Raw genomic sequence first — 26184 nt, 5'->3', positions numbered from 1 at the left:
CCTCATGGACACAGGAATTCCCCTCGTATGTGCGGAACCTCAACTGCGGGCCGTCCGCAGCAGTTCCGCCCCCGTTCGAAAGGACACTACATTCACTCCGCAACGAGCACGATCAAGAATCGTCCTACTTGAGCAACACCTGAGGATAACTCGCCCAATCGATACGGAAGTAGAGAGAAAGAACGAAAAGACCCGGACCACCCCAGGTGGTCCGGGCCCCTTCGGGCGTCGTACGGCTTATCGCCGGTGCTGCGAGTCCGCCACCGTCACCTCGACGCGCTGGAACTCCTTCAGCTCGCTGTACCCGGTGGTGGCCATCGCCCGCCGCAGCGCACCGAACAGGTTCATGGAGCCGTCGGGCGTGTGCGAAGGCCCGGTGAGGACCTCCTCGATCGTGCCCACGGTGCCGAGGTCGACCTTCTTCCCGCGCGGCAGCTCCTCGTTCACCGCCTCCATGCCCCAGTGGTTGCCCTTGCCGGGCGCGTCCGTGGCACGGGCCAGCGGCGAGCCCATCATGACCGCGTCCGCGCCGCAGGCGATCGCCTTGGGGATGTCGCCGGACCAGCCGACACCGCCGTCGGCGATGACGTGCGCGTACCGGCCGCCGGACTCGTCCATGTAGTCGCGGCGGGCGGCGGCCACATCGGCCACCGCCGTGGCCATCGGGACCTGGATGCCGAGCACGTTGCGCGTGGTGTGGGCCGCGCCGCCGCCGAAGCCGACGAGGACGCCGGCCGCGCCGGTGCGCATCAGGTGCAGGGCGGCCGTGTACGTGGCGCAGCCGCCGACGATCACCGGGACGTCCAGCTCGTAGATGAACTGCTTCAGGTTCAGCGGCTCATGGGCGCCGGAGACGTGCTCCGCCGACACGGTCGTACCGCGGATGACGAAGATGTCGACGCCCGCGTCCACGACGGCCTTGGAGAACTGGGCGGTGCGCTGCGGGGAGAGCGCCGCCGCGGTGACCACACCGGAGTCGCGCACCTCCTTGATGCGCTGCCCGATCAGCTCCTCCTTGATGGGAGCCGTGTAGATCTCCTGGAGCCGACGGGTCGCGGCCTCGTCGGGCATCCCGGTGATCTCGTCGAGCAGCGGCTGCGGGTCCTCGTACCGCGTCCACAGGCCTTCGAGGTTCAGTACGCCGAGGCCGCCCAGCTCGCCGATACGGATCGCGGTGGCCGGGGAGACGACCGAGTCCATGGGAGCGGCCAGGAAGGGCAGCTCGAAGCGGTAGGCGTCGATCTGCCAGGCGATCGAGACCTCCTTCGGGTCCCGCGTACGGCGGCTGGGGACGACGGCGATGTCGTCGAAGGCATACGCCCGGCGGCCGCGCTTGCCGCGCCCGATCTCGATCTCAGTCACGTCTGTGGCCTTTCCCTGATGCGTTCAGCGTCTACCAGTATCGCCGACGGGCACGACGAGGGCGGCCCCGGATGCTCCGGGGCCGCCCTCGAGAAGGCCTGCTGACTACTTACGGCTGTAGTTCGGCGCCTCGACCGTCATCTGGATGTCGTGCGGGTGGCTCTCCTTGAGGCCCGCGGAGGTGATCCGTACGAAGCGGCCCTTGGTCTCCATCTCCTCGATGGTGGCCGCACCCACATAGCCCATCGTCTGGCGCAGACCGCCGACGAGCTGGTGCAGCACGTTGGCCAGCGGGCCGCGGTAGGGCACCTGACCCTCGATGCCCTCGGGGACGAGCTTGTCGTCGGAGGCGACCTCGGCCTGGAAGTAGCGGTCCTTCGAGTACGACCGGCCCTGGCCACGGGACTGCATGGCACCGAGGGAGCCCATGCCGCGGTACGACTTGAACTGCTTGCCGTTGATGAACTGCAGCTCGCCGGGCGACTCCTCACAGCCCGCGAGGAGGCTGCCCAGCATCACCGTGTCGGCGCCGGCGGCCAGCGCCTTTCCGATGTCTCCGGAGTACTGCAGACCGCCGTCACCGATCACCGGGACACCGGCGGCGCGGGCCGCGAGGGCCGCTTCGTAGATGGCGGTGACCTGCGGAACGCCGATGCCGGCGACCACGCGGGTCGTACAGATGGAGCCGGGTCCCACGCCCACCTTGACGCCGTCGACACCGGCGTCGACCAGCGCCTGGGCGCCGTCACGGGTGGCGACGTTGCCGCCGATCACGTCGACGCCGACGCTCGACTTGATCTTCGCCATCCAGTTGAGGGCGTTGCTGTTGTGCCCGTGCGAGGTGTCGACGATCAGGAAGTCCACACCGGCCTCGGCGAGCGCCTGGGCCCGCTCCAGCGCCTCGGGGCTGGCGCCGACGGCGGCACCGACGAGGAGACGGCCCTCGGTGTCCTTCGCGGCGTTCGGGTACTTCTCGGCCTTGACGAAGTCCTTGACCGTGATCAGGCCCTTGAGGATGCCTGCGTCGTCGACCAGCGGAAGCTTCTCGATCTTGTGCTTGCGCAGCAGCTCCATGGCCTCGACGCCCGAGATCCCGACCTTGCCGGTGACCAGCGGCATCGGTGTCATGACCTCGCGGACCTGGCGGGAACGGTCGCTCTCGAAGGCCATGTCGCGGTTGGTGACGATGCCGAGCAGCTTCTTGTTGCCGTCGGTGACCGGCACGCCGCTGATGCGGAACTTGGCGCACAGGGCGTCGGCCTCGGCGAGCGTCGCATCCGGGTGCACCGTGATCGGGTCGGTGACCATGCCGGACTCGGAACGCTTCACCAGGTCGACCTGGTTGACCTGGTCCTCGATGGAGAGATTCCGGTGCAGTACGCCGACACCGCCCTGGCGGGCCATGGCGATCGCCATCCGGGACTCGGTGACCTTGTCCATCGCCGCGGAGAGCAGCGGGATGTTCACGCGCACGTTGCGGGAGATGCAGGACGAGGTGTCGACCGCGTTGGGCAGCACTTCCGACGCGCCCGGCAGCAGCAGCACATCGTCGTAGGTCAGCCCGAGCGTCGCGAATTTCTCGGGCACTCCGTCGACGTTGCCAGTCATGACACCTTCTCCAAATGGCCTTGATCGGTGCGGATGTCCATGCTAACGGGAAGCGCGGGTCGGTCATTCCACGGTACAAAGTGACCTTGAGCTTCGTCTGTTCGTACGGAATCCCCAGGTCGCCCGTTCATTCGACGGCCCCCGCCGACGAGCCCTTCGAGATCGGGCGACCGCGTGACTACTGCTCCGCCAGCGCCCTGAGCCTGCTCAGCGCCCGGTGCTGTGCCACCCGGACCGCGCCCGGCGACATCCCGAGCATCTGTCCCGTCTCCTCGGCCGTGAGCCCCACCGCGATCCTCAGGAGCAGCAGCTCCCGCTGGTTCTCGGGGAGGTTGGCGAGGAGCTTCTTGGCCCACTCGGCGTCGCTGCTGAGCAGCGCGCGCTCCTCGGGGCCCAGCGAGTCGTCGGGGCGCTCCGGCATCTCGTCCGAGGGCACGGCCGTCGAGCCGGGGTGGCGCATCGCGGCGCGCTGGAGGTCGGCGACCTTGTGGCCGGCGATGGCGAAGACAAACGCCTCGAACGGCCGTCCGGTGTCCTTGTAGCGCGGCAGCGCGAGGAGGACGGCGACGCAGACCTCCTGCGCCAGGTCCTCCACGAAGTGCCGCGCGTCACCCGGCAGCCGGGACAGACGGGTGCGGCAGTAGCGCAGCGCCAAGGGGTGGACATGGGCGAGCAGATCGTGTGTGGCCTGCTCGTCCCCGTCGACCGCGCGATGCACGAGCGCACCGATCACTGTCGTCTCGTCGTCGCGCATCGGTCCATGGTGCCTTGCGGCCGTCCGGTCCGTGGCGCCACGTCCATGGTTGTGCACCGAAGCGTTATGAGTAGGCGCGCCGGAACTCATCTCCTGCGCCCTCCCCTCCCGCTCGTTCGACTGCTCCCCGAGGAACTCCACACCTCAAGGATGCGGCATCCGCGGCGAAACGAGCAGCGGGCACCCGGCGGGCCTTCTCGCCACCCCCGCCCGCCATGCGGCAGGCGGGGATTCTCGTACCCCCGTTACGGCCCACTCAACGAACCAGACCCCAGCGGAAGCCGAGCGCCACCGCGTGCGCGCGGTCCGAGGCGCCGAGCTTCTTGAAGAGCCGCCGGGCGTGGGTCTTGACGGTGTCCTCGGAGAGGAACAGCTCGCGACCGATCTCGGCGTTCGAGCGACCGTGGCTCATGCCCTCCAGGACCTGGATCTCCCGCGCGGTGAGCGTCGGCGCGGCACCCATCTCGGCGGAACGCAGCCGACGCGGAGCGAGCCGCCAGGTCGGGTCGGCGAGGGCCTGCGTCACCGTGGCACGCAGCTCCGCGCGGGAGGCGTCCTTGTGCAGATAGCCCCGCGCGCCGGCGGCGACCGCGAGGGCCACGCCGTCCAGGTCCTCGGCGACGGTGAGCATGATGATGCGCGCCCCGGGGTCGGCGGACAGCAGCCGCCGTACGGTCTCCACGCCGCCCAGGCCGGGCATGCGTACGTCCATCAGAATCAGATCCGAGCGGTCGGCCCCCCAGCGGCGGAGGACTTCCTCGCCGTTGGCCGCCGTGGTCACGCGCTCGACGCCGGGCACGGTCGCCACCGCGCGGCGCAGCGCCTCTCGGGCAAGCGGGGAGTCGTCGCAGACGAGGACGGATGTCATGGCCGCCCTCCGCAGCTGATGCGCGTCACCTTGAGCCTCCAGGCTGGTACGAAATCGTCACCTGTGCGGTCGACACTCACGAGCGGACCCGAACGCCTGCCCGAGCGCTTGTTCTCTCAACCGCCTCCGCCCGTCTCAACGACGGTCACTCGAAAGAGTTACGGGATGGCTGGCCACCTTCGGCACTCTACGTGAGGGGGCGGACACGGTGCAGACATGCGCGACGGACCCTCAACGTTTCCCCACAACCTATGCCCCATTCAGACGTTTTTCTTCCCATTTATTAGTGTCTGAGGCTAGATTCGCAATGAGTCATATTTTCATCTCCTTCGATAGTCGATGTACGGTCATGGGCAACATCTCCGCCCAGAACGGCAACAAGGGGACACGTAATGGCAGATTTCTCCCGCCTTCCCGGACCGAACGCTGACCTGTGGGACTGGCAGCTCCTCGCGGCCTGCCGCGGGGTCGACAGCTCACTCTTCTTCCACCCCGAGGGAGAACGCGGTGCGGCACGGAGCGCTCGTGAGAACTCGGCCAAAGAGGTCTGCATGAGGTGCCCGGTACGCGCCCAGTGCGCGGCCCACGCCCTCGCGGTGCGCGAGCCGTACGGCGTGTGGGGCGGGCTGACCGAGGACGAGCGCGAGGAGCTCATGGGCAGGGCTCGGCACCGGCTGGTGTCGGCATCCACATCCGGGGGCGACGCAGGTTCGAACACCTGAAGGAACGTTTCTTCTGGGCCTCTCGCCAGGCCCGTTCGGCGCTACCGCGCGGCCGCTCCGGCCAGCCGGTCCAGCGTCGCCGCGACCGTGGGCACCAGAGCCAGGTCCGGCAGAGTGAGCGCCACGATCTCCCGGCGCACCACCGGCTCGACGGTGACCATCCGCACTCCCTTCGCGCGTACGGACTCGATGGCCAGCTCCGGCAGGACGGCGACCCCGAGGCCCGCGCCCACCAGACCGACCACCGCCGGATAGTCGTCGGTCGCGAAGTCGATGCGCGGCGTGAAGCCCGCGCTCTCACAGACCCGCACCAGCTGCCCCCGGCAGCGCGGGCAGCCGGCGATCCAGGCTTCCCCCGCGAGTTCTCCGATACCGATGGACCGCGCATGGGCCAGTCGGTGCCGCTGGGGCACGAGTCCGACGAGCCGGTCCTTGAGCAGGGGGCGTACGACCAGGTCGTCCCACTCCTCCGCGCCCGCCGCGCCCTCGTAGCGGAAGGCGAGCGCGATGTCGCAGTCGCCCTCGCGGAGCATCTCGACCGAGCGCGGCGGTTCGGCCTCTTCCAGCGAGACCCGGGTGCCTGGGTGCGCGGCGCGCAGGGCGGCCAGGGCGGTGGGGACCAGGGTGGAGCTGCCGCTGGGGAACGAGACCAGCCGGACCCGTCCGGCCCGCAGACCGGCGATGGCGGCGACCTCCTCCTCCGCCGCGGTGAGCCCGGCGAGGATCCCGGCCGCGTGCCGCACCAGCGCCTCACCCGCCTGGGTCAGCCGCATCTCACGGCCGCCGCGGACCAGCAGCGGGGTGCCGACGGAGGATTCGAGTGCCTTGATCTGCTGACTGACGGCAGGCTGGGTGCAGCCGAGTTCGCGCCCCGCCGCCGAGAAGGAACCGGTGGCGGCGACGGCGCGCAGGACACGGAGATGGCGGGCCTCGATCACGGTGCGAGCATAAGCGTGGCTTGGATGACGTGCCGAATATCGCGTCGACGCTTTGCCCCTCACCGGCCTAGCGTGCCGGTATGAAGCTTCTGTCACTGAATCTGGGGCGCCCCGAGGCCGTCGACGTCGCGGAGGAGTCGAAGAGCGTCACGGGCATCGACAAGCGACCGGTGGCCGGGCCGGTGCGGGTGTTCGCGCCCGGGCCCAAGGGGATCGGCGCCAGTGGGGTGGCCGGGGACGCCGTGTGCAACACGGAGCACCACGGCGGCGACGACCAGGCGGTCTACGCGTTCGCCCGCGAGGACCTGGACGCTTGGGAACGCGAACTGGGCCGCGCCCTGCCCAGCGGGTCCTTCGGCGAGAACCTCACCACCGAGGGCCTCGACGTCTCCGGCGCCCTCATCGGCGAACGCTGGCGGATCGGCTCCGAGGTGATCCTGGAGATCACCGCCGGCCGTATCCCCTGTCTCAACTTCCAGCGGCACATGGGTGAGCGGGGCTGGGTCAGGCGCTTCACGCGCCAGGGCGAGCCCGGAGCGTACCTGCGGGTGATCCAGCCCGGCGAGATCCGCGCGGGCGACCCCATCGAGATCGTCCACCGCCCCGAGCACGACATCACCGTCGCCCTCACCTTCCGCGCCACGATGACCGAACACGAGCTGCTGCCACGCCTGCTGGCCGCCGGAGAGGCGCTGCATCCGGAGCTGCTGGAGACGGCGCGGAAGTATGTGGAGAAGAAGGAGAAGGCGGAGAAGACGCGGCGGTCCGGGGAGAGCGAAGCAGCCGCGGACGGTTCACCGGAGGCGCCGGGCTCCTGACGGGGCGTACGGCCGGTGCAGCAAGCGGATCCGCACAGTCCAGGCGCCTAGTCTTACGCCATGACTACCGCTCTGATTACGGGATCGACCGCGGGCATCGGCGCCGCCTTCGCACGGCGGCTGGCGGCGGACGGGCACAACCTGGTGCTGGTGGCGCGTGACACCAAGCGGCTGCGGGAGCAGGCCACGGAGTTGCACGACCGGCACGGCATCGAGGCGGAGGTGCTGTCGGCGGACCTGGCGACGGACGACGGCATCGAGTCGGTGGCGAGGCGGCTGTCCGACCGCAAGAGCCCGGTCGACCTGCTGATCAACAACGCCGGCTTCGGCAACAAGGGCCGCTACCTCGAGGTCTCCATGGCCGACGAGCTGAAGATGCTCAAGGTGCACTGCGAGGCGGTCCTGCGGCTGACCTCGGCGGCCACCGAGGCCATGCGCGAGCGCGGCCGCGGCGGTGTCGTCAACGTCGCGTCGGTCGCCGCCTTCGTCCCGCGGGGCACGTACGGGGCGTCCAAGGCCTGGGTCGTCCAGTTCAGTCAGGGTGCCGCCCGCGACCTGGCCGGCAGCGGCGTACGGCTGATGGCCCTGTGCCCCGGCTTCGTCCGCACCGAGTTCCACGACCGGGCGGGCATGGGCACCGACAACATCCCGTCCTGGATGTGGCTCGACGCCGACAAGCTGGTCACCGCGGCCCTCGCCGACCTCTCCCGCGGCAAGACCGTCTCCATCCCCGACCCCCGCTACAAGGCCCTGATGGGCGTGGTGAAGGTGGTACCGCGGGGACTGCTGGGCGGGATCAGCTCGAAGACGGGGCGGAAGTACGGGCCGCAGTAGGGGTGCGTAGCCGAGCGTCTCGTCCTCGGTGACGGCCCGCGGCGGGGCGGCAGGAGATCGTCCACGCTCTTGAGGACGGCGTTCCGTCCTCGGGCGACCCCCGTTCCCCCCACCAGCGCCCGGGATCCGGTGCCAGCGGATGAGGGGGAGGCCGTGCCGGGAGACAATGGAGCTGTTCAACCGGACCCAGGGGGGCCTGAGGCGGTCTCATGACATTTATGCAGCTCATCGACTGTAGAACCAACCGGTTCGACGAGATGAACCGGCTGATGGACACATGGGTCGAGCAGACCAAGGGGAAGCGGACGGCGACGCACAACGTGATCGGGAAGGACCGGTCGGACGGGTCGCACTTCGTGGAGATCGTGGAGTTCCCGTCGTACGAGGAGGCGATGCGGAACTCGAATCTGCCGGAGACCGACCGGATCTTCCAGGAGATGGTGGCTCTGTGCGACGAGACGCCCACGTTCACGGATCTGGACGTGGTGCGGGACGAGCAGCTGTACGCGGACACGGTGCGGAGGTTCTTCGAGGCGCTGGCCACGAAGGGGGAGCTGCCGCCGCTCAACGATCTGCTGGTGGAGGACTTCCACGACCACGATCCCGCCAACCCGCAGGACGCCATCGGCATGGACGCGGTCAGGCGCGAGGCCGAGATGTGGCGGGCCGGCTTCGACTTCTCGTTCACCGTCGAGGACCAGTTCGCCCAGGGCGACCGGGTGTGCACCCGGTGGACCTGGAACGCCACGCACAAGGGCGACTTCCTCGGCATCGCGGCCACCGGGAAGAAGGTCTCCATGTCCGGGACGACCATCCACCGGTGCACGGCCGACGGGAAACTCGCCGAGGGATGGTGGCAGTTCGACCGGCTCGGGCTGATGGGGCAGCTGGGGGCGCTCGAGGGGCTGGAGCAGTAGGGCAACGCGAAGGCCCGGCACCCCAGGGGTGCCGGGCCTTCGTACTGACTGGGGTCAGTGGGAGTGGCCGTGACCGTGGCCGTGGCCCGCGTCGGCCGGCTCCTCTTCCTTCTTCTCGACGACCAGGGTCTCGGTCGTGAGGAGGAGGGAGGCGATGGAGGCGGCGTTCTCCAGGGCGGAGCGGGTGACCTTGACCGGGTCGATGACGCCCTGCTTCACCAGGTCGCCGTACTCGCCGGTCGCGGCGTTGAAGCCCTGGCCCTTGTCGAGCTCGGCGACCTTGGAGGTGATGACGTAGCCCTCCAGGCCGGCGTTCTCCGCGATCCAGCGCAGCGGCTCGACGGCGGCCTTGCGGACGACCGCGACACCCGTGGCCTCGTCGCCGGTCTTGCCGAGGTTGCCCTCGAGGACCTTGACGGCGTGGACGAGCGCGGAGCCACCACCGGAGACGATGCCCTCCTCGACCGCGGCGCGGGTCGCGGAGATGGCGTCCTCCAGACGGTGCTTCTTCTCCTTCAGCTCCACCTCGGTGGCGGCGCCGACCTTGATCACGCACACGCCGCCGGCCAGCTTCGCGAGGCGCTCCTGGAGCTTCTCGCGGTCCCAGTCGGAGTCCGTGTTCTCGATCTCGGCCTTGATCTGGGCGACGCGGCCCGTGAGGGCCCCGGGGTCGCCGGCGCCGTCGACGATCGTGGTGTCGTCCTTGGTGACGGTGACGCGGCGGGCGGAGCCCAGCACGTCGAGGCCGACCTGGTCGAGCTTGAGGCCGACCTCCTCGGAGATGACCTCGGCGCCGGTGAGCGTCGCCATGTCCTGCAGCATCGCCTTGCGACGGTCGCCGAAGCCGGGGGCCTTGACGGCGACCGCGTTGAAGGTGCCGCGGATCTTGTTGACGACCAGGGTCGACAGGGCCTCGCCCTCGACGTCCTCGGCGATGATCAGCAGCGGCTTCGAGGCGTTGGACTGGATGACCTTCTCCAGCAGCGGCAGCAGGTCGGCGATGGAGCCGATCTTGCCCTGGTGGATGAGGATGTACGGGTCGTCGAGGACGGCCTCCATACGCTCCTGGTCCGTGACGAAGTACGGCGAGAGGTAGCCCTTGTCGAAGGCCATGCCCTCGGTGAAGTCCAGCTCCAGACCGAAGGTGTTGGACTCCTCGACGGTGATGACACCGTCCTTGCCGACCTTGTCCATCGCCTCGGCGATGAGCTCGCCGACCTGCGTGTCCTGGGCGGACAGACCGGCGACGGCGGCGATGTCGGACTTCTCGTCGATCGGGCGGGCGGTCGCGAGGAGCTCCTCGGACACGGCCTTGACCGCGGCGTCGATGCCCTTCTTCAGGGCGGCCGGGGAGGCACCGGCGGCGACGTTCCGCAGGCCCTCGCGCACCAGCGCCTGGGCCAGCACGGTGGCGGTGGTCGTACCGTCACCCGCTACGTCGTTGGTCTTGGTCGCCACCTCCTTCACCAGCTGGACACCGAGGTTCTCGTACGGGTCGTCGACCTCGACCTCGCGGGCGATGGTCACACCGTCGTTGGTGATGGTGGGGGCGCCGAACTTCTTGTCGATGACGACGTTGCGGCCCTTGGGGCCGATCGTCACCTTCACCGTGTCGGCAAGCTTGTTGACGCCGCGCTCAAGGGCGCGACGGGCGTCCTCGTCGAACTTCAGGATCTTCGCCATGGGAGCGGTTCAGCCCTCTCGGAAATTTTGGGAGAACGAACTACGCCCCCGGCGCCCGGCTTCCTGACGGTCGCGGGGGCCGGGGGCGCAGCTCACTGCAAAACTGGGTGAATTACTTCTCGATGATCGCGAGCACGTCGCGAGCCGAGAGGACGAGGTACTCCTCGCCGTTGTACTTCACCTCGGTGCCGCCGTACTTGCTGTACAGCACGATGTCGCCGGTCTTCACGTCGAGCGGAAGACGCTCGCCGTTCTCGAAGCGGCCCGGGCCCACGGCCAGGACGACGCCCTCCTGGGGCTTCTCCTTGGCGGTGTCCGGGATGACCAGGCCAGAGGCCGTGGTCTGCTCGGCGTCGAGCGGCTGGACCACAATGCGGTCCTCAAGCGGCTTGATGGCAACCTTGGAGCTGGTGGTCGTCACGATCCGACCTCCCCCTTCGGAGATCTCACGGGGTTAACTGTCTGAGGTGGCGACCAGGTCGATCCGTCGTCGCGGGTGCCGGACCTGCCCGTCGCGTAGTTGGCACTCTCCAGTGGGGAGTGCCAGACCTGAGACTATGACCGCGATTAGCACTCGGTCAAGCGGACTGCTAATTGCGCGGGTGGTGGCGGCGTGCCGGGGCCGGTACGAAGTGGCGTCGGATGCCGGGCGCGGGGCGCGCCGAACGGTCAGCGGAACCTCAGAGGTAGTCCTCCAGGCGGCCCACCGTCAGCCCCTGTTCCTGGATCCGGCGCAGCAGTCTCGTCGTCATCCGGGTGAGGGTCGTGCCATTCAGCTGAGCCGGGCCCCGGGATGGGGCCACGACGATGTCGCCGGGGCGGAGATGGTCGCCGACGGCGTGGCGGAGGTCGGTGATCCGCATGGACGCGCGCCACAGGACGACCGCCGAGATGCCGCAGTCGGCGGCGGCGCGGAGCGTGGTGGTGTCGTAGACGCCGTAGGGCGGGCGGAAGAGGGTCGGCCGGATGCCGAAGCGCTGCTTGAGCTTGTGCTGCTGGCCGCAGATCTCGGCGCGCTGCCCGGCGTACGGCAGGCCGCGCAGGGCGGTGTGGTCGAGGGTGTGGTTCTGCACGGTCGCGCCGACCGCGCGCAGCCGGGCGAAGTGGCCGTAGCCCGGCCCCACGACACTGTCCGTCAGGAACATGCTCACCGGAAGCCGCAGCTCACGGACCATGTCGACGAACCGCGGATCCTTCTCGACCCCGTCGTCGTACGTCAGGAAGACGACCTTGTCCCGGGTCGGAACCCGATCGACGACCGGCGGCAGCCCGGGCCCGGCCGCGCGGGGCCGGGGCGGCCGGTCGGGGGTGCTGGGCGCGGGGTCGAGCGGCTCGGAGAGGCCCCAGCGGCGGTAAGGGGGTGGGTGGGGATGGGGGGAGGCGGCGGGGGCGTCCGTGCCGGGGCCGGGGGCGTCTGCGCGGGGTTTGAGGTCGGGGGCGCCGGGGCCGGGAGCGCCTGTAGCGGGGCTGGGGCCGTGAGCGCCCCCGCCAGGGCCGGGGCCGTGAGCGCCCGCGCCGGGCCTGCGGGCGGCCGGCTCCGTCCCGCTCGGCCGCGGGCCCGGCGGCGCGGATGTCGCTGTCGGCGGTGACGGTGGCGGTGACGGCGTCAGCCCGTGCGCCGGCAGTCGTCCCTCCGCCGTCGGCCCGTGCGCCGGCACCTCGGCGGGGTCGGCGTGATCGGTGGCGCACCCGGCGAGGAGCAGGGCGGCGAGGGCTGTGAGGGCGGGCCCACGTCCTCCGCGCGCCCCACGGCCGCCGGGGCCCCTCACAGGTAGTCCTCCAGCCGTGCCACCGCGTACCCCTCGGCGGTCACCCGGTTCAGGAAGCGGCGGATCATGTCGGGCATGGTGCCCTTCCACTCGCCCGGGCCCCGGAAGTGGCTGAGGACGATGTCGCCGGGGCGGAGCTCGCGGTCCGACTCGCGGTGCTCCCATCGGTCGACGAAGACCTCCTCGTTCCAGAGCGGAACGGCCTTGACGCCGCAGAACTTGGCGGCGCGGAGGGTGTCCTGGTCGTAGCTGCCGTACGGCGGCCGGAAGAGCGCGGGCCGCTTGCCGTACCGCTTCTCGATCACGTCCTGCATGCCGCAGATCTCGCGCTTCTGGGCGGCGTACGAGAGGGCGGGCAGGTAGCGGTGGTTGAGGGTGTGGTTGTCGAGTACGACGCCATGGTCCCGCATCCGCTCGAAGTAGCCGTAGTCCTCCTTGACCAGGTAGTCGCTGAGGAAGGCGGTGTACGGGATCTTCAGCTCGCTCATCATGCGCAGGAACGCGGGGTCCTTCTCGGCGCCGTCGTCGATGGTGAGGAAGACGACCTTGTGGCGGGTGGGGACGGTGGTGAAGACCGGCGGCAGGCCGTCCTCCACATGGCCGTCGACCTCGAATCCCTCACGGGTCCTGAGCGCCGGCTTCTTCGCCGGGGGCGCGGGCGGGATCAGCGGCGCCTCGGCCAGCCCCCAGCGCTTCGCGGCGGCGGCCCGCGCGGCGTGCGCCCGGCGCAGCTGCGCGGCGTACGCGTCGAGGGCACGGGCGGCGGGCGCGCCGAGCGGCCGCCGCGGCTGACCGTGGACGGGCCGCCCGGTCCCCCGCTGCTCGGAGGTGTCCCTCTCCGCCGCCTCATCGGCCCCGCCCCCGGCGCACCCGGACACGATGACCGCGGCGGCGAGTACGGCGACGCCACCCCGGATACCGCCGCTCCCCCTCCACGGAACCGCCCGCTTCGCACTGTTTACATCATTTTGTCGTACGAATCGCATGGCGCCGCATCCTCGCAGGACGGCCCGCCCCCACCGCCCCGACACCGCCACCGGACCCCGACCATCCACCGAGTGGCCCACACCTCCCCCGCCTGACCGACAATGGCCCGGTGAACGACCTCGACCCCGCCGTCTTCCTCGCTCCCCTCCTCACCCCCGAGGGCCGCGCCCTCCTCGACGAGGTGCGCGGCACCGAACCGGCGCGGGAGTTGGCCGTGGCGACCCGGCTGCGCCGCGACCACCCGGCGGCACTCGTGTCGGCGGCGATGGCACAGGCGCTGCTGCGGCAGCGGGCGGCGGCGAAGTTCGGGGCGGCGGACGCGGAGCGGATGTTCTTCACGCCGAACGGGGTCGAACAGTCGACCCGGGCGAGCGTGGCGACGTACCGGGCGGAGCGGATGCGTGCGCTGGGCGTGACCTCGGTCGCCGACCTGTGCTGCGGCATCGGCGGGGACGCGCTCGCGCTCGCCCGGGCGGGCATCCGGGTCCTGGCCGTCGACCGCGACCCCCTGACGGCGGCGGTGGCCCGCGCCAACGCCGACGCGCTCGGCCTCGCCGACCTGATCGAGGTGCGGGAGGCGGACGTCACGGAGGTGGACGTCTCCCCGTACGACGCGGTCTTCGTGGACCCGGCGAGGCGCGGCGGCCGAGGCCGGATCTTCGACCCCGAGGCCTACTCGCCCCCGCTCTCCTGGGCCGTCGCCACCGCCCTCAAGTCCCCGTGCGCCGCGCTGAAGATCGCCCCCGGCATCCCCCACGAGGCGATCCCCGGCGCGGCCGAGGCGGAGTGGATCTCGGACGGCGGCGACGTCAAGGAGGCGGTGCTGTGGTTCGGCACGGGGACGGAGGGCGCCGTGCGAGCGACCCTGTTGCCCGGGCCCCGGCTCCTGCTCGGCCGCGGCCTGGCCGATCCCGAAGTCCGGTCCGTGGGGCGGTACTTGTACGAGCCGGACGGCGCCGTCATCCGCGCCCACCTGGTCGCCGAGGTCGCCGAGGACCTGGGGGGCGGCCTGATCGACCCCACGATCGCCTACATCACCGCCGACGAACACCACGTCACCCCGTACGCCACCGCCTACGAGATCACCGACCGACTCCCCTTCAGCGTAAAGAAGTTGAAGGCGCTGCTGAGGGAGCGCGAGGTAGGCGTCCTGACCGTGAAGAAACGGGGTTCGGCCGTCGAGCCGGAGGAGCTGCGGAAGAAGGTCAAGCCGCAGGGGCGCAACTCGGCGACGGTCTTCCTGACCCGGGTGGCGGGAGCGCCGACGATGCTGATCGGGCGACCGGCCTAGAGCCGGCCATCCGCCCCCAACCGGGTCCGGTTCCGGTTCCGGTTCCGGGTCCGGTTCCGGGTCCGGTTCCGGGTCCGGTTCCGGGTCCGGTCCCGGGTCCGGTCCCGGCCCCCGGGCACCTCAGCCGACTCCCCCGTCGCCCGCCCCCAGTCGTCGCCTCAGCCTCCCTCGCCGGTCCCCCCTCAGTCCCCCTCCTCCGCCCGCGTCAGCAACAGCGCCCGCTCCCGCTCGTTCCGCGCCAGCCCCGCCGCCCGTACGAACTGCGCCCGAGCCTCCTCCGTACGCCCCAACCGCCGCAGCAGATCCCCCCGCACACTCGGCAGCAAGTGGTAGTCGCGGAGGGCGGGTTCGGCGGCCAGGCGGTCCACGATCTCCAGGGCGGGGGCCGGGCCGTCCGCCATCGAGACGGCGACCGCGCGGTTCAGCTCCACCACGGGCGACGGGGAGCGGGTGGCGAGCAGGGCGTACAGGGTGGCGATCCGGCTCCAGTCCGTCTCCTCGTACGTGTACGCCTGGACGTGGCACGCGGCGATCGCGGCCTGGAGGGCGTACGGGCCCGGGGCGCCCGTGGCGGTGGCGCGGCCGAGGGCGGTGAAGCCGCGGGCGATGAGGAGGCGGTTCCAGCGGCGGCGGTCCTGGTCCTTGAGGAGGACGGGTTCGCCGGCCGGGCCCGTGCGGGTGGCGGCCCGCGACGCCTGGAGCTCCAGCAGGGCCACCAGGCCGTGCACTTCGGGTTCCTTGGGCATCAACTGGGCGAGGACACGGGCGAGTCGGAGGGCGTCCTCGCACAGGGCGGGGCGCAGCAGGTCGTCGCCGGCGGTGGCCGCGTACCCCTCGTTGAAGATCAGGTAGATGACCTCCAGCACGGAGTCCAGGCGGGCCTCGCGGTCGGGGCCGTCGGGGACCTCGAAGGCGACGGCCTTGGCGGCGAGGGTCCGTTTGGCGCGCACGATGCGCTGGGCGATGGTCGCCTCGGGGGCCAGGAAGGCGCGGGCGATCTCGGGCGTGGTCAGGCCGCCGAGGAGGCGGAGGGTGAGGGCGATTCGGGCCTCGGCGGAGAGCACGGGGTGGCAGGCCGTGAAGACGAGGCGGAGCAGGTCGTCGTCGATGTCGTCCGGGTCGGACGGCTGGTCGAGATACGGCCCCGCCGCCTCCAGGTCCCGGCCCACCTCCGCCAGCTTCCGCGCGTACCTCTCCCTGCGGCGCACGAGGTCGATCGCCCGGCGTTTGGCCGTGGCCATCAGCCAGGCGCCCGGATTGTCCGGCACCCCGTCCCGGGGCCACTGCTCCAGCGCCGCGACCAGCGCGTCCTGCGCGAGCTCCTCCGCGATACCGACGTCCCGCACGATCCGCGCGACCCCGGCGATGAGCCGGGGCGACTCCATCCGGAAGACGGTTTCGATGGCCGTCCCGGGATCGGAATCGATGGCCGTCCCGGGATCGGAATCGGAATCGGGGGTGGGGTCGGAGTCGGGGGGCGGGGTGGGGTCGGCGGTGGGCTGTGGGGTCACAGCCCACCATCAGACACCCGGAGGGCACCCCTGCCAAACGGGCTCAGCCCTCCATGATCTCCCGCACCTCACATGTCACGGTCCAGTGCTCCTCGTGCACCTTCAGGAACCGCTTGGCCCACTCGACGGCCTCGGCCATGTCCTTGCACTGCATCAGCGCATAGCCCCCGACGACCTCCTTGGTCTCGGTGAACGGCCCGTCGGTGACCGACAGTTCCCCGCCCTCCCAACGCACCCTCTTCCCCTGCGCGGTCGGCGTCAGCCCGGCGGTGTCGAGCATGACCCCCGCCTTGGTGATCTCCTCCAGCAGATCCCCCATCCGCTGCATCAGCTCGGGGCTGGGGCCCTCGGCGGGGGCGGTCTTCTCGTCGATCCGGACCATCGACAGATAGCGCGGCATGGTGACTCCTTCGATATCGCTTCGGGTCGGCGGGGTTTCTCCCCGCCTCTCACCCTGGCGTCGAACGAGCCCCGCCCGGATCGACACGGCCGACATACTTCTTCGGATTTCTTCGAAGATTTTTTCCAGCGGGCCGGTGGGCCAGGTCGTGAGGGGGGACCGGGGTCGCGGAGACCGGGGCCCCAGTGGACCCGACCGGCCGGACGGCCCGGCTCACTTCAACGACTCCCACAGCTCACTCGCCTCCGGCTCGTCCGCCACCACACGGTTGCTGTCGTAGGGGGCTGTGACGACCGGCATCATCACCGTCTTCGTGTCGTCGGACGAGAGGCCCTTCAGGCTCTCGCCGAGGCTCATCAGTTCGGTCAGGGAGTCCAGGCCGGTGTCGGTGGTGAGGCTGCCGGTGATCGCGTCGGCGACCTCGTACAGGTGGGTGGGGTCGGACAGGAGGTCCGTGGACGAGATCTGGTCCAGCAGGGCCTTCACCAGCTGCTGCTGGAGACCGATGCGGCCGAGGTCGCTGCCGTCGCCGATGCCGTGGCGGGTGCGGGCGAGGGCCAGGGCCTGTTCGCCGTCCAGGTCGTGCGTGCCGGCCTTCAGCTTCAGGTGGCTGTCATCGTCGTCGATGTCCTCGTCCGTCGTGACCGTGACGCCGCCCAGGGCGTCGACGAGTTTCGCGAAGCCGGAGAAGTCGATCTCGATGTAGTGGTCCATGCGGACGTTCGTCATCGACTCGACGGTCTTGACCGCGCAGATCGGGCCGCCGACCGCGTACGCGCTGTTGAACATCGCGTTGTACGCCACCGACGTCGAACCGCCCGACTCCAGCGGGCAGGACGGGCGGGTGACCAGGGTGTCGCGGGGGATGCTGACGACCGTCGCCTCGGTGCGGCCCTCGTCGATGTGGACGACCATCGCCGTGTCCGAGCGGGCGCCCGCGCCCTCGTCGCCGCCGCCGAGTGCGGCGTTCTCCTCGCCGCTGCGGGAGTCCGAGCCGAGGACGAGGATGTTCAGCGCGCCACTCGGCAGCGGCGAGGCGGTGGCCGACGCGGAGGGCTCCGAAGAAGACCGGAGCTTCGCGGGGCGGTTGTCACCGAGGGCGCTGTTGATGTCGACGCTCTTGATGTTGTCGTTGAGCCGCCAGAACGCCCAGCCCGCCCCGCCCACGCCGAGTACGAGTGCGCCGACGAGGATGAACCCGGCCAACTTCAGCCGGCGCCGCCGTCTGCCCACGCCCCCGTTGTCGTCCCCGAACGCGCTTTCTCCACCATTCACGCACAGGAACTTACGTCCGAATTGTTACGGGCAGAACCTCCTGTCGGCATTCCTTCGGGAATTCTCATACTTCTCAGCCGCCGTCAAGCGCTCACGGGCTCTCACGCACCCTCAGCCCAGCGTCACCGTCGGCACCGGATTGCTCCCGTTCCAGGTGGCGTTGAAGCCGAAGGTCGCCGAACCTCCGCTCGGTACGCCGCCGTTCCAGGAGGTGTTCGCGCAGCTGACCGTCGTGCCGGTCTGGGCGCAGGTCGCGTTCCAGGCCTGGCTGATCTGCTGGCCTGCCCCGAACGTCCAGTTGACCCGCCAGGAGGAGAGCGAGGATCCGGCGGCACACCTGATCGTCACGTTGCCCGTGAAGCCGGTGTTCCACTGGTTGGCCACGCTGTACGCCGCCGTGCAGCCGTCCGGGACCGGCGGCTCGGTCACCGTGCCGCCGAGCGCCGTCACGATGCCGTAGTACGCGGGCTTCGGAGCGTAGTTCTCGTCGTACGGCGTCGCCGCGCCCTGGCCCGGGAAGGTGTCCGGGATCCAGGAGTCGGAGTCGGTGAAGCCCCAGACCGTGACGCCGGTGCAGCGGGACACGGCCACGCATGCCTTCACGACCGTCTCGTACTCGGTTCGCTGCTGCGCCAACTTGGCTTCGGTGGACGGCATTTGCATCCGGATGTCGAGTTCCGTGATGGCCACGTCCACGCCCAGGTCGGCGAAGCGCTGGATGTTCTGTTGCAGGGTCGACGGCACCTGGCCGAGGATGAGGTGGGCTTGGAGGCCCACCCCGTCTACCGGGACGCCGCGTGCCTTCAGATCCCTGACCAGGTTGTACAGGGCCGTGCTCTTCGCGTTGACGCCCTCGACGTTGTAGTCGTTGATGTAGAGCTTGGCGGCCGGGTCGGCGGCGCGGGCGGCGGTCAGGGCCTGGGCGATGTAGTCGGCGCCGAGGCCGTTGTACCAGAGGGTCTGACGGTAGGTGCCGTCCTCGTTGAACGGCTCGTTCACCACGTCCCAGGCGGCCAACCGGCCCTTGTAGCGGCCGACTTCGAGTGCGATGTGGTCGTTCATCAGCTGGCTGAGCTGCGCGGATGTCCAGGTGCCGTTGTCGAGCCAGCTGGGGTTCTGGCTGTGCCAGACGAGGGTGTGGCCGCGTACGTCCTGGTCGTGGGCCTCGGCGAAGTCGACGATCTGGTCGGCCTCGGTCCAGTTGAAGTTGCCCCGGGTGGGCTCGACGGAGCCCCACTTCATGGCGTTGCCGGGGGTGAGCCAGTTGAACTCCCGGCCCGCGATCTCGCCGTACGTGCCGGTGAGCTTGGAGCCGGTCACCGCGGTGCCGATCGCCTTGCCCTTGGCGGCGGCGAGGTCCCGTAGGGGCGGGTCGGCGGCGTGGGCGGTGGTGGCCGCGCCGAGCAGGGCGGCGAGGGCGGCGATGCCGGTCAGCAACGACGTGAGCGGTAAGCCTGTTCTCAGAGATCTCATTGCGGGTGCCTCCGAAAGTTTCGGTTGTGCAACCGATTGGCTTCGGAGGAGTGTGGAGGGCCGCGCCACACTCGTCAATACATCAGCACCACCCTCGTCAGACCGCCGGAGGCGCTCCCGTACTGCTCCGCACCACCAGGCTCGTAGCCAGCTCCACCCGCGTCGCCGCCGAGGACCCCTCCTGTCGCCCGAGGTCGAGCACCAGCCGGGCCGCCGCCTCGGCCATCTCCATCAGCGGCTGCCGTACGGTCGTCAGCGGCGGGCCCACCCAGCGGGCCACCGGAAGGTCGTCGAAGCCGACCACACTCAGGTCCTCCGGGATGCGAAGCCCCAGCTCGCGGGCGGCCTCATACAGGCCCAGCGCCTGGAGGTCGTTACCGGCGAAGACGGCGGTGGGGCGGTCGGGGCGGCGCAGGAGCTCCAGGCCCAGCCGGTAGCCGGTCTCGTGGTGGAAGTCGCCGGCCTTGAGCAGACCCGCGTCGACCGGCAGGCCGGCGGTCTCCAGCGCGGCCCGGTAGCCGTCGACGCGGGCGCGGCTGCACATCATCCGCGAGGGCCCGCTGATGGCGCCGATGCGCCGGTGGCCCAGTTCGATCAGATGGCGGGTGGCGGCCAGGCCGCCCTGCCAGTTGGTGGCGCCGATCGAGGGCACGTCGTCGCCGGGGTCACCCGCCGGGTCCATCACCACGAACGGGATGGACCTGCTGGTCAGCAGCGCGCGCTGGGACTCGTCGAGCCCGGACAGGACGAGGACGACCCCGTGCGGGCGGCGGGCGGCGACCTGGTCGGCCCAGGTGCGGCCGGGGGTGAGCCGGCCCGCGCTCTCGGAGAGGACGACGCTCAGGCCCTCCTCCCGCGCGACGTTCTCGACACCCCGGATGACCTCCATCGCCCAGGCGCTCTCCAGCTCGTGGAAGACCAGGTCGATGAGGGGGGACCGGGTCGCCTCGGCGCGCCGGCGGCGGTAGCCGTACTCGCGCAGCAGCTCCTCGACCCGGGTGCGGGTCGCGGGCGCCACGTCCGCACGGCCGTTGAGCACCTTCGAAACAGTCGGAGCGGAGACGCCGGCCTGGCGGGCGATCTCGGCGAGCGTCGCGGTCTGCGTCGACTGCGACACACGCGCTCTTGTCTGGGTTTCCTCAGGCTTCGCGGGCTTCATGAACGGGATCGTATCCCTGCGCGACCTCTTGACGAACCCTTTCGACAGCCATACGTTCCCGGAACATTCGAAGTCCCATCCGAAACATTCGTACGTCCGAACATTCGCGAAGGGTGCTCTCATGGAGTCGAGTAGAGGTCAGGTCACCGGCGGCGGCACGGGTGGCCGGCCGTTCAGCAGGCGCTGGTTCCTCGGTGCCGGTTCCGCCTCGTTGCTCACCGCGGGACTCGGCACCGGCCTCACCGCCTGCGGCTCCGGCGGCGGCGCGGGCGGCGACGGCAAGACGATCACCGCGTTCGTGTACGGCGACGACGCGGTGAAGGTCCAGCAGGCGGGCGTCGACCGGTTCAACAAGTCGGCCGCGGCGAAGAAGGCCGGCGGCACGGTCAAGCTGCAGAAGGTCCCCGGTTCCGACTACTCCCCCAAGCTCCGTACGGCGATGGGCTCCCCCAGCGCCCCGGACGTCTTCTTCAACTGGGGCGGCGGCTCCATCAAGCCGTACGAGGAGGCGGGCAAGCTCGTCGACCTCACCGACATCATCGAGGGCGACCCGGTCCTCAAGGACGGCTTCCTGCCCTCGGTCCTCGCCTCCGGCGACCTGGGGGGCCGCCACTACGGCATCCCGATGCGCGGCATGCAGCCGGTGATCCTCTTCTACAACAAGGCCGTCTTCACCGAGCACAAGCTTCAACCCCCCACCACCTGGGACCAGTTGCTCGACATCAACGCCAAGCTGAAGAAGGCGAAGATCACCCCCTTCGCCCTCGGCGGCTCCGACATCTGGCCCGAGCTGATGTGGCTGGAGTACCTGGTCGACCGTATCGGCGGCCCCGAGGTCTTCAAGCGCATCCAGGACGGCGACGCCGAGGGCTGGGGAGACCCCGCCGTCCTCAAGGCCGCCGAACTGGTGAAGGAACTCATCGACGACGGCGCCTTCGGCTCCAAGTTCACCTCGGTGTCGTACGTCAACGGCGGCGCCCCCGCGGTCTTCGCGCGCGGCAAGGCGGCCATGCACCTGATGGGCTCCTGGGAGTACTCCACGCAGCTCGGCAAGTTCCCGGACTTCGCCAAGACGAACCTGGGCTGGGCCGCCTTCCCGACCGTCGAGGGCGGCACGGGCGACGTGCGCAACGTCGTCGGCAACCCCACCAACTACTGGTCCATCAACGCCCGTACGAAGAACAAGGACCTGGCGGTCGGCTTCCTCAAGGACTGCGCGTCAAAGGAGTACGCGCAGGCCCTCATCGACAACGGCGACGTCCCGACCACCTCGAACGCGGCCGACCTCCTCGCCTCCTCGCCCAACCCCGAGTACGCGAAGTTCCAGTACGACATGGTGGAGAAGGCCCCGGCCTTCACGCTCTCCTGGGACCAGGCGCTCGGCGACGGCCTCGGCACCAAGATGCACACGGAGATAGGCAAGCTGTTCGCGGGACAGTCCTCGCCGAGCGAGTTCGTGACGGCCTGCAAGGGGCTGAAGTGACCGTCACGGTCGAGAAGGCCCGCACGGGCAAACCACGGACGGCGAACCGTGCCGGCCGCCCGCACGCCGCCTGGGCCCTCCCCGGCGTCCTCTTCTTCACCTTCTTCGCGGTCGTCCCGATGGCCCTGGCCCTGTATCTCTCCTTCACCAGCTGGGACGGCCTCGCCGACCCGAAGCCGGTCGGCCTCGACAACTGGAAGAAGCTCCTCGACGACCCCCGGATGACCCAGTCCCTCTGGCTGACCGTCGTCCTGACCTTCGCCAGCTGGGCGTTCCAGACGGTCGTCGCCCTGCTGCTCGGCGTCTGGGCGGCGGGCCGGCAGCGCAACCGCGCGATCCTCTCCGCGGTCTTCTTCGTCCCGTTCCTGCTCTCCTCCACCGCCATCGCGATCCTCTTCTACGCCCTCCTCGACCCGAACTTCGGCATCATCCAGAAGGACACCCTGGGCTCGCAGAGCGGCGCGTTCCTCGCGATCGTCTTCGTCGGCGGCTGGCAGTTCATCCCCTTCCACACCCTGATCTACCAGGGCGGGGCCCGCCAGATCCCCGACGTCCTCTACCAGGCCGCCGCCATCGACGGCGCGGGCCGCTACCGCCAGTTCTTCTCGATCACGCTCCCGCAGCTGCGCCACACCATCACCACGTCCACGGTCCTGATGGTCGTCGGCTCACTGACGTACTTCGAGACGGTCCTGATCCTCACCAAGGGCGGTCCCGGCACGGACACCGCGATCCTGCCGTACCTGATGTACGAGGCGGGCTTCAAGACGTACGACTTCGGCTACGCCAGCGCCATCGCGTCGTTCCTGGTCATCGCCGCGACGGGCCTGTCGCTCGTCCTGGTCCGGCTGACGGGCTTCGGCGCCATGCGCAGTACGCGTGAAGGGATGTGACGGAGTGTCACACGATACGTTGCCGCGTCCGACGAAGACCGACCCGCCCTCACGTGAGCAGGTGGCCTCCCCGCGTCGCCGCCGCCACTGGACGAGGCGCGCCAACCCCGTCGCGGGCCTCGGCGCGTTCCTCTGGCTCGTCATCGTCCTGATCCCCCTCTACGCGATGCTGTCGGCGTCCCTCACGGGCGCGGACAAGGCCCTGACGGGCAACCCCCTGAAACCCCCCACGGACCCGACCCTCGACAACTACAACACCGTCCTCACCAGCGGCTTCGGCCATCTGCTCAGCAACACGGCGATCGTCGCGGTGGCTGTGGTGGGCATCGTCCTGTCCCTCTCCATCCCGCTCGCCTACGTGGCCGTCCGCACCCGCGACCGCTGGTCGAACGCCGCCTTCCGCCTGTTCCTCCTCGGTGTGGCGATCCCGGCGCAGGCGGTGGTCGTCCCCCTGTACCTCCTGATCGCGAAGCTCGACCTCTACGACACCCTCCTGGCCGTCATCCTCCCGACGGCCGCCTTCGCGATGCCGGTCTCGGTCCTGGTCCTGGTCGGCAGCCTGCGGGATGTCTCGGAGGACCTGTACGAGGCGATGGCCCTGGACGGCGCCTCCCCCCTGCGGATGCTCTTCCAGCTGACGATCCCGCTGGCCAAGGGCGGCATCAGCACGGTCGTCATCTACTCGGCGCTCCAGGCCTGGAACGGCTTCCTCTTCCCGCTGATCTTCACCCAGTCCGACGAGCCGAGGGTCCTCACCCTCGGCCTCTTCAACTACGTCAGCCAGTTCGGCGTCAACATCCCCGCCCTACTCGCCTCGGTCGTCCTCTCCGGCATCCCGATCTTCGCCGTGTATCTGGTGGCGCGGCGGGCGTTGGTGGGCGGGCTGATGGGCGTGGGCGGTAAATGAGATCTCTTCGCATCGTTGCCACTGAAACTCACCGACCTCCGACAGGAGTTTCATGATCACCCCTTGGCGTGACCGCGCTCTGCCCGTCGCCGACCGTGTCGAGGACCTGCTCTCCCGGATGACCCTGGAGGAGAAGACCGCCCAGTTGTACGGCGTGTGGGTGAAGAACGACTCGAGCGGCGAGGACATCGCCCCCGACGAGCAGGGCATGTCGGAGTCGTTCGACTTCGACGAGTTGATCACCCGGGGCCTCGGCCAGCTGACCCGCGCCTTCGGCACGGCCCCCGTCGACCCGGCGCTGGGCGCGGCGGCACTGGCCCGCGCCCAGCGCCGCATCATGACCGCGAACCGTTTCGGCATCCCCGCCGTCGCCCACGAGGAGTGTCTGGCCGGCTTCACCGCCTGGCGTGCGACCGCCTACCCGGTCCCCCTGGCCTGGGGCGCGACCTTCGACCCCCCGCTGGTGGAGGAAATGGCCCGGCACATCGGCCAGGACCTGACATCGGTCGGCGTGCACCAGGGACTGTCCCCCGTCCTGGACGTGGTCCGCGATCCGCGCTGGGGCCGGGTCGAGGAGACGATCGGCGAGGACCCCTACCTGGTGGGCACGATCGGCTCGGCGTACGTCCGTGGCCTGGAGTCGGCCGGGATCGTCGCCACGCTGAAGCACTTCGCCGGGTACGCCGCGTCCGTCGGCGCCCGCAACCACGCGCCCGTACGAGCCGGGGTACGGGAGTTCGCGGACGTGACCCTCCCACCGTTCGAGATGGCCTTGCGGGAGGGCGGCGCCCGCTCGGTCATGGCGGCGTACACGGAGACGGACGGCGTCCCGGTCTCGGCGGACCCGGGGCTGCTCACCGAACTGCTCCGCGACGACTGGGGCTTCACCGGCACGGTCGTCTCCGACTACTTCGGCATCGGCTTCCTGGAGACGAACCACCGCGTGGCGGGAAGCCGCGCGGAGGCCGCGGGAGCGGCCCTCGCGGCCGGCCTGGACGTCGAACTGCCGACCCTGCGCTGCTACGGCGCGTCCCTGGTGGAGGCTGTGCGCGCGGGCGAGATCCCCGAGTCCCTGGTGGACCGGGCGGCCCGCCGGGTCCTGCTCCAGAAGTGCGAGCTGGGCATGCTGGATGAGGACTGGACCCCGGAACCGACCGCCGAACGGATCGACCTGGACTCGACGGCGAACCGCACCCTGGCCCGCCGCCTGGCCGAGGAGTCGGTGGTACTGCTGGACAACCCGGACGACGTACTGCCGCTGGCCCCGGACGTCAGGATCGCGGTGGTGGGCCCCCGAGCGGACGACCCCCTCGCCATGCTCGGCTGCTACTCCTTCCCGTCCCACGTCCTCCCGGCCCATCCCGGCACGCCGCTGGGCATCGAGATCCCGACCATCCTCCAGTCCCTGCGCGCCGAACTCCCCGACGCGAAGATCACGCACGCCGCCGGCAGCGACGTCGACGGCGAGGACACGGGAGGGTTCGCGGAGGCGGTGGCTCGCACGGCGGAGGCGGACGTCTGCGTGGCGGTGCTGGGCGACCGGGCGGGCCTGTTCGGTCGTGGCACCTCGGGCGAGGGCTGCGACGCGGAGGACCTCCGGCTCCCGGGGGTTCAGGCGGAGCTGCTGGACGCGCTGGCGGCGACGGGCACCCCGGTGGTGCTGGTCCTGCTCACCGGCCGCCCTTACGCGCTGGGCCGCTGGAACGGTCAACTGGCGGGTGTGGTGCAGGCGTTCTTTCCCGGGGAGGAGGGCGGCCCGGCGGTGGCGGGAGTGCTGTCGGGCCGCGTCTCCCCCTCGGGCCGCCTCCCGGTGAGCGTCCCGCACCGGCCTGGGGGCCAGCCGTGGACGTACCTCCAGCCGCCGCTGGGCCTGGCCGGCGCCGCGAGCAACCTGGACCCGACCCCGCTGTATCCCTTCGGGCACGGCCGCTCGTACACGACGTTCGAGTGGGAGGACTTCGAGGGCGGCAGCGAGGACCTGGCCCCGGAGATCGACACGGACGGCACGCATGACGTGTCGGTGACGGTCAGGAACGCCGGTGAACGGCCGGGGGCGGAGGTCGTCCAGCTGTACCTGCACGACCCGGTGGCCTCGGTGACCCGCCCGGACGTCCGCCTGATCGCCTACCAGCGCGTGCGGTTGGAGCCGGGGGAGGCCTCACGCGTGACCTTCCGCTTCCACGCCGACGTGTCGTCCTTCACGGACCGTTCGGGGAGGCGGGTGGTCGAACCGGGGTCCCTGGAACTGCGGTTGGGCGCGTCGAGCACGGACGTGCGCCACCGGGTGCGGCTGACACTGAGCGGCCCGGTACGCGAGGTGGGCCCGGACCGCCGGTTGCACTGCGGGACGGAGGTCCGGGCCGTGGAGACCTGACGGTCGTCAGTCCGCCTGGGCCGCCGCATGCGCGACAGAGGCGGCCCGGGCGGAGGGGCCGAGGCCCGAGGTGGGGGCGGGTGGTGTCTTTGGAGTCCACGTACTCCACCCCCAGTACGCGCCACCCATTCAGAACCGCGCGTTCCGGACCTACGGTG

At 70.3% G+C, this 26184-nt stretch carries 23 protein-coding genes; 9 read left to right on the top strand and 14 right to left on the bottom strand.

The window, feature by feature from the left end:
• Positions 1 to 237: 237 nt before the first annotated feature.
• The 4 genes from JIX55_RS31600 to JIX55_RS31585 all read right to left on the bottom strand — a co-directional run bounded on the left by JIX55_RS31600 (position 238) and on the right by JIX55_RS31585 (position 4592).
• A complete protein-coding gene (locus JIX55_RS31600; protein WP_257566623.1) occupies positions 238 to 1362 on the bottom strand; it encodes a GuaB3 family IMP dehydrogenase-related protein in 1125 nt (374 codons plus the stop codon).
• 105 nt (positions 1363 to 1467) lie between these two features.
• On the bottom strand, positions 1468 to 2970 hold the full coding sequence (gene guaB / locus JIX55_RS31595; RefSeq protein ID WP_257566622.1) for an IMP dehydrogenase: 1503 nt from the start codon (positions 2968 to 2970) through the stop codon (positions 1468 to 1470).
• A 178-nt stretch (positions 2971 to 3148) separates the two neighbouring features.
• Positions 3149 to 3724 (bottom strand): sigma-70 family RNA polymerase sigma factor, encoded by a 576-nt coding sequence (locus tag JIX55_RS31590; protein ID WP_005481141.1) that lies wholly within the window; start codon positions 3722 to 3724, stop codon positions 3149 to 3151.
• Positions 3725 to 3980: 256 nt separating this feature from the next.
• Positions 3981 to 4592, bottom strand: coding sequence for a response regulator transcription factor (locus JIX55_RS31585; RefSeq protein ID WP_003948568.1), 612 nt, complete (start codon positions 4590 to 4592; stop codon positions 3981 to 3983).
• Between the two features lie 392 nt (positions 4593 to 4984).
• Here JIX55_RS31585 and JIX55_RS31580 point away from each other — a divergent pair, with 392 nt between their 5' ends.
• Positions 4985 to 5314 carry a WhiB family transcriptional regulator gene (locus JIX55_RS31580; RefSeq protein WP_257566621.1) on the top strand — a complete coding sequence of 110 codons (330 nt, stop codon included), beginning with the start codon at positions 4985 to 4987 and terminating at the stop codon, positions 5312 to 5314.
• A gap of 41 nt (positions 5315 to 5355) precedes the next feature.
• On the opposite strand, the gene JIX55_RS31575 is transcribed toward JIX55_RS31580, so the two are convergent.
• Positions 5356 to 6252, bottom strand: coding sequence for a LysR family transcriptional regulator (locus JIX55_RS31575; RefSeq protein ID WP_257566620.1), 897 nt, complete (start codon positions 6250 to 6252; stop codon positions 5356 to 5358).
• Between the two features lie 80 nt (positions 6253 to 6332).
• On the opposite strand from JIX55_RS31575, the gene JIX55_RS31570 reads away from it, so the two are divergent.
• The 3 genes from JIX55_RS31570 to JIX55_RS31560 all read left to right on the top strand — a co-directional run bounded on the left by JIX55_RS31570 (position 6333) and on the right by JIX55_RS31560 (position 8821).
• Entirely contained in the window at positions 6333 to 7070 is a 738-nt protein-coding gene (locus JIX55_RS31570) for an MOSC domain-containing protein (RefSeq protein WP_257566619.1), read from the top strand.
• Positions 7071 to 7130: 60 nt separating this feature from the next.
• Positions 7131 to 7904 (top strand): SDR family NAD(P)-dependent oxidoreductase, encoded by a 774-nt coding sequence (locus JIX55_RS31565; protein ID WP_257566618.1) that lies wholly within the window; start codon positions 7131 to 7133, stop codon positions 7902 to 7904.
• Positions 7905 to 8113: 209 nt separating this feature from the next.
• Complete coding sequence (locus JIX55_RS31560; protein WP_257566617.1) at positions 8114 to 8821, top strand: ester cyclase; 708 nt, start codon at positions 8114 to 8116, stop codon at positions 8819 to 8821.
• 54 nt (positions 8822 to 8875) lie between these two features.
• On the opposite strand, the gene groL is transcribed toward JIX55_RS31560, so the two are convergent.
• From groL to JIX55_RS31540, 4 genes are all read right to left on the bottom strand, one after another.
• Positions 8876 to 10504 carry a chaperonin GroEL gene (gene groL, locus JIX55_RS31555; RefSeq protein WP_257566616.1) on the bottom strand — a complete coding sequence of 543 codons (1629 nt, stop codon included), beginning with the start codon at positions 10502 to 10504 and terminating at the stop codon, positions 8876 to 8878.
• 112 nt (positions 10505 to 10616) lie between these two features.
• Positions 10617 to 10925 carry a co-chaperone GroES gene (gene groES, locus JIX55_RS31550; RefSeq protein ID WP_003998759.1) on the bottom strand — a complete coding sequence of 103 codons (309 nt, stop codon included), beginning with the start codon at positions 10923 to 10925 and terminating at the stop codon, positions 10617 to 10619.
• Between the two features lie 259 nt (positions 10926 to 11184).
• Positions 11185 to 12273, bottom strand: a complete 1089-nt coding sequence (locus JIX55_RS51540; RefSeq protein ID WP_443046577.1) for a polysaccharide deacetylase family protein — start codon at positions 12271 to 12273, stop codon at positions 11185 to 11187.
• Positions 12270 to 13259: a polysaccharide deacetylase family protein gene (locus tag JIX55_RS31540; protein WP_257566615.1), complete on the bottom strand. Its 990-nt coding sequence runs from the start codon at positions 13257 to 13259 to the stop codon at positions 12270 to 12272. The genes JIX55_RS51540 and JIX55_RS31540 overlap by 4 nt, the downstream gene beginning before the upstream one ends.
• Positions 13260 to 13369: 110 nt before the next feature.
• Between JIX55_RS31540 and JIX55_RS31535 the strand changes: the two genes are divergently transcribed.
• The gene (locus tag JIX55_RS31535) at positions 13370 to 14551 is read left to right on the top strand and encodes a class I SAM-dependent methyltransferase (RefSeq protein ID WP_257566614.1); all 1182 of its coding nucleotides are present in this window, start codon (positions 13370 to 13372) and stop codon (positions 14549 to 14551) included.
• Between the two features lie 182 nt (positions 14552 to 14733).
• Here the strand turns inward: JIX55_RS31535 and JIX55_RS31530 are convergent, their stop codons facing one another.
• The 5 genes from JIX55_RS31530 to JIX55_RS31510 all read right to left on the bottom strand — a co-directional run bounded on the left by JIX55_RS31530 (position 14734) and on the right by JIX55_RS31510 (position 20369).
• Complete coding sequence (locus JIX55_RS31530) at positions 14734 to 16062, bottom strand: RNA polymerase sigma factor (protein WP_257566613.1); 1329 nt, start codon at positions 16060 to 16062, stop codon at positions 14734 to 14736.
• A 43-nt stretch (positions 16063 to 16105) separates the two neighbouring features.
• On the bottom strand, positions 16106 to 16462 hold the full coding sequence (locus JIX55_RS31525) for a YciI family protein (RefSeq protein WP_257566612.1): 357 nt from the start codon (positions 16460 to 16462) through the stop codon (positions 16106 to 16108).
• A 213-nt stretch (positions 16463 to 16675) separates the two neighbouring features.
• On the bottom strand, positions 16676 to 17737 hold the full coding sequence (locus tag JIX55_RS31520; protein WP_257566611.1) for an LCP family protein: 1062 nt from the start codon (positions 17735 to 17737) through the stop codon (positions 16676 to 16678).
• Positions 17738 to 17848: 111 nt separating this feature from the next.
• A complete protein-coding gene (locus JIX55_RS31515; protein ID WP_257566610.1) occupies positions 17849 to 19210 on the bottom strand; it encodes an endo-1,4-beta-xylanase in 1362 nt (453 codons plus the stop codon).
• A gap of 97 nt (positions 19211 to 19307) precedes the next feature.
• Positions 19308 to 20369: a LacI family DNA-binding transcriptional regulator gene (locus JIX55_RS31510; RefSeq protein ID WP_257566609.1), complete on the bottom strand. Its 1062-nt coding sequence runs from the start codon at positions 20367 to 20369 to the stop codon at positions 19308 to 19310.
• Positions 20370 to 20490: 121 nt separating this feature from the next.
• Here JIX55_RS31510 and JIX55_RS31505 point away from each other — a divergent pair, with 121 nt between their 5' ends.
• Genes JIX55_RS31505 through JIX55_RS31490 form a run of 4 tightly spaced genes read left to right on the top strand, consistent with a single transcriptional unit; the run spans position 20491 to position 26026 of the window.
• A complete protein-coding gene (locus tag JIX55_RS31505; RefSeq protein ID WP_257566608.1) occupies positions 20491 to 21852 on the top strand; it encodes an ABC transporter substrate-binding protein in 1362 nt (453 codons plus the stop codon).
• Positions 21849 to 22745 carry a carbohydrate ABC transporter permease gene (locus JIX55_RS31500; protein WP_257566607.1) on the top strand — a complete coding sequence of 299 codons (897 nt, stop codon included), beginning with the start codon at positions 21849 to 21851 and terminating at the stop codon, positions 22743 to 22745. Before JIX55_RS31505 ends, JIX55_RS31500 begins: the two co-directional genes overlap by 4 nt.
• Before the next feature lie 4 nt (positions 22746 to 22749).
• Entirely contained in the window at positions 22750 to 23652 is a 903-nt protein-coding gene (locus JIX55_RS31495; RefSeq protein ID WP_257566606.1) for a carbohydrate ABC transporter permease, read from the top strand.
• Positions 23653 to 23704: 52 nt separating this feature from the next.
• A complete protein-coding gene (locus JIX55_RS31490) occupies positions 23705 to 26026 on the top strand; it encodes a glycoside hydrolase family 3 N-terminal domain-containing protein (protein ID WP_257566604.1) in 2322 nt (773 codons plus the stop codon).
• The last annotated feature ends 158 nt before the right edge of the window (positions 26027 to 26184 follow it).

It is taken from the genome of Streptomyces sp. DSM 40750 (genome assembly GCF_024612035.1).
Taxonomy (GTDB): Bacteria; Actinomycetota; Actinomycetes; order Streptomycetales; family Streptomycetaceae; genus Streptomyces.
The sequence above is the reverse complement of the archived record's forward strand: the minus strand, read 5'-3'. Positions and strand labels throughout refer to the sequence as shown.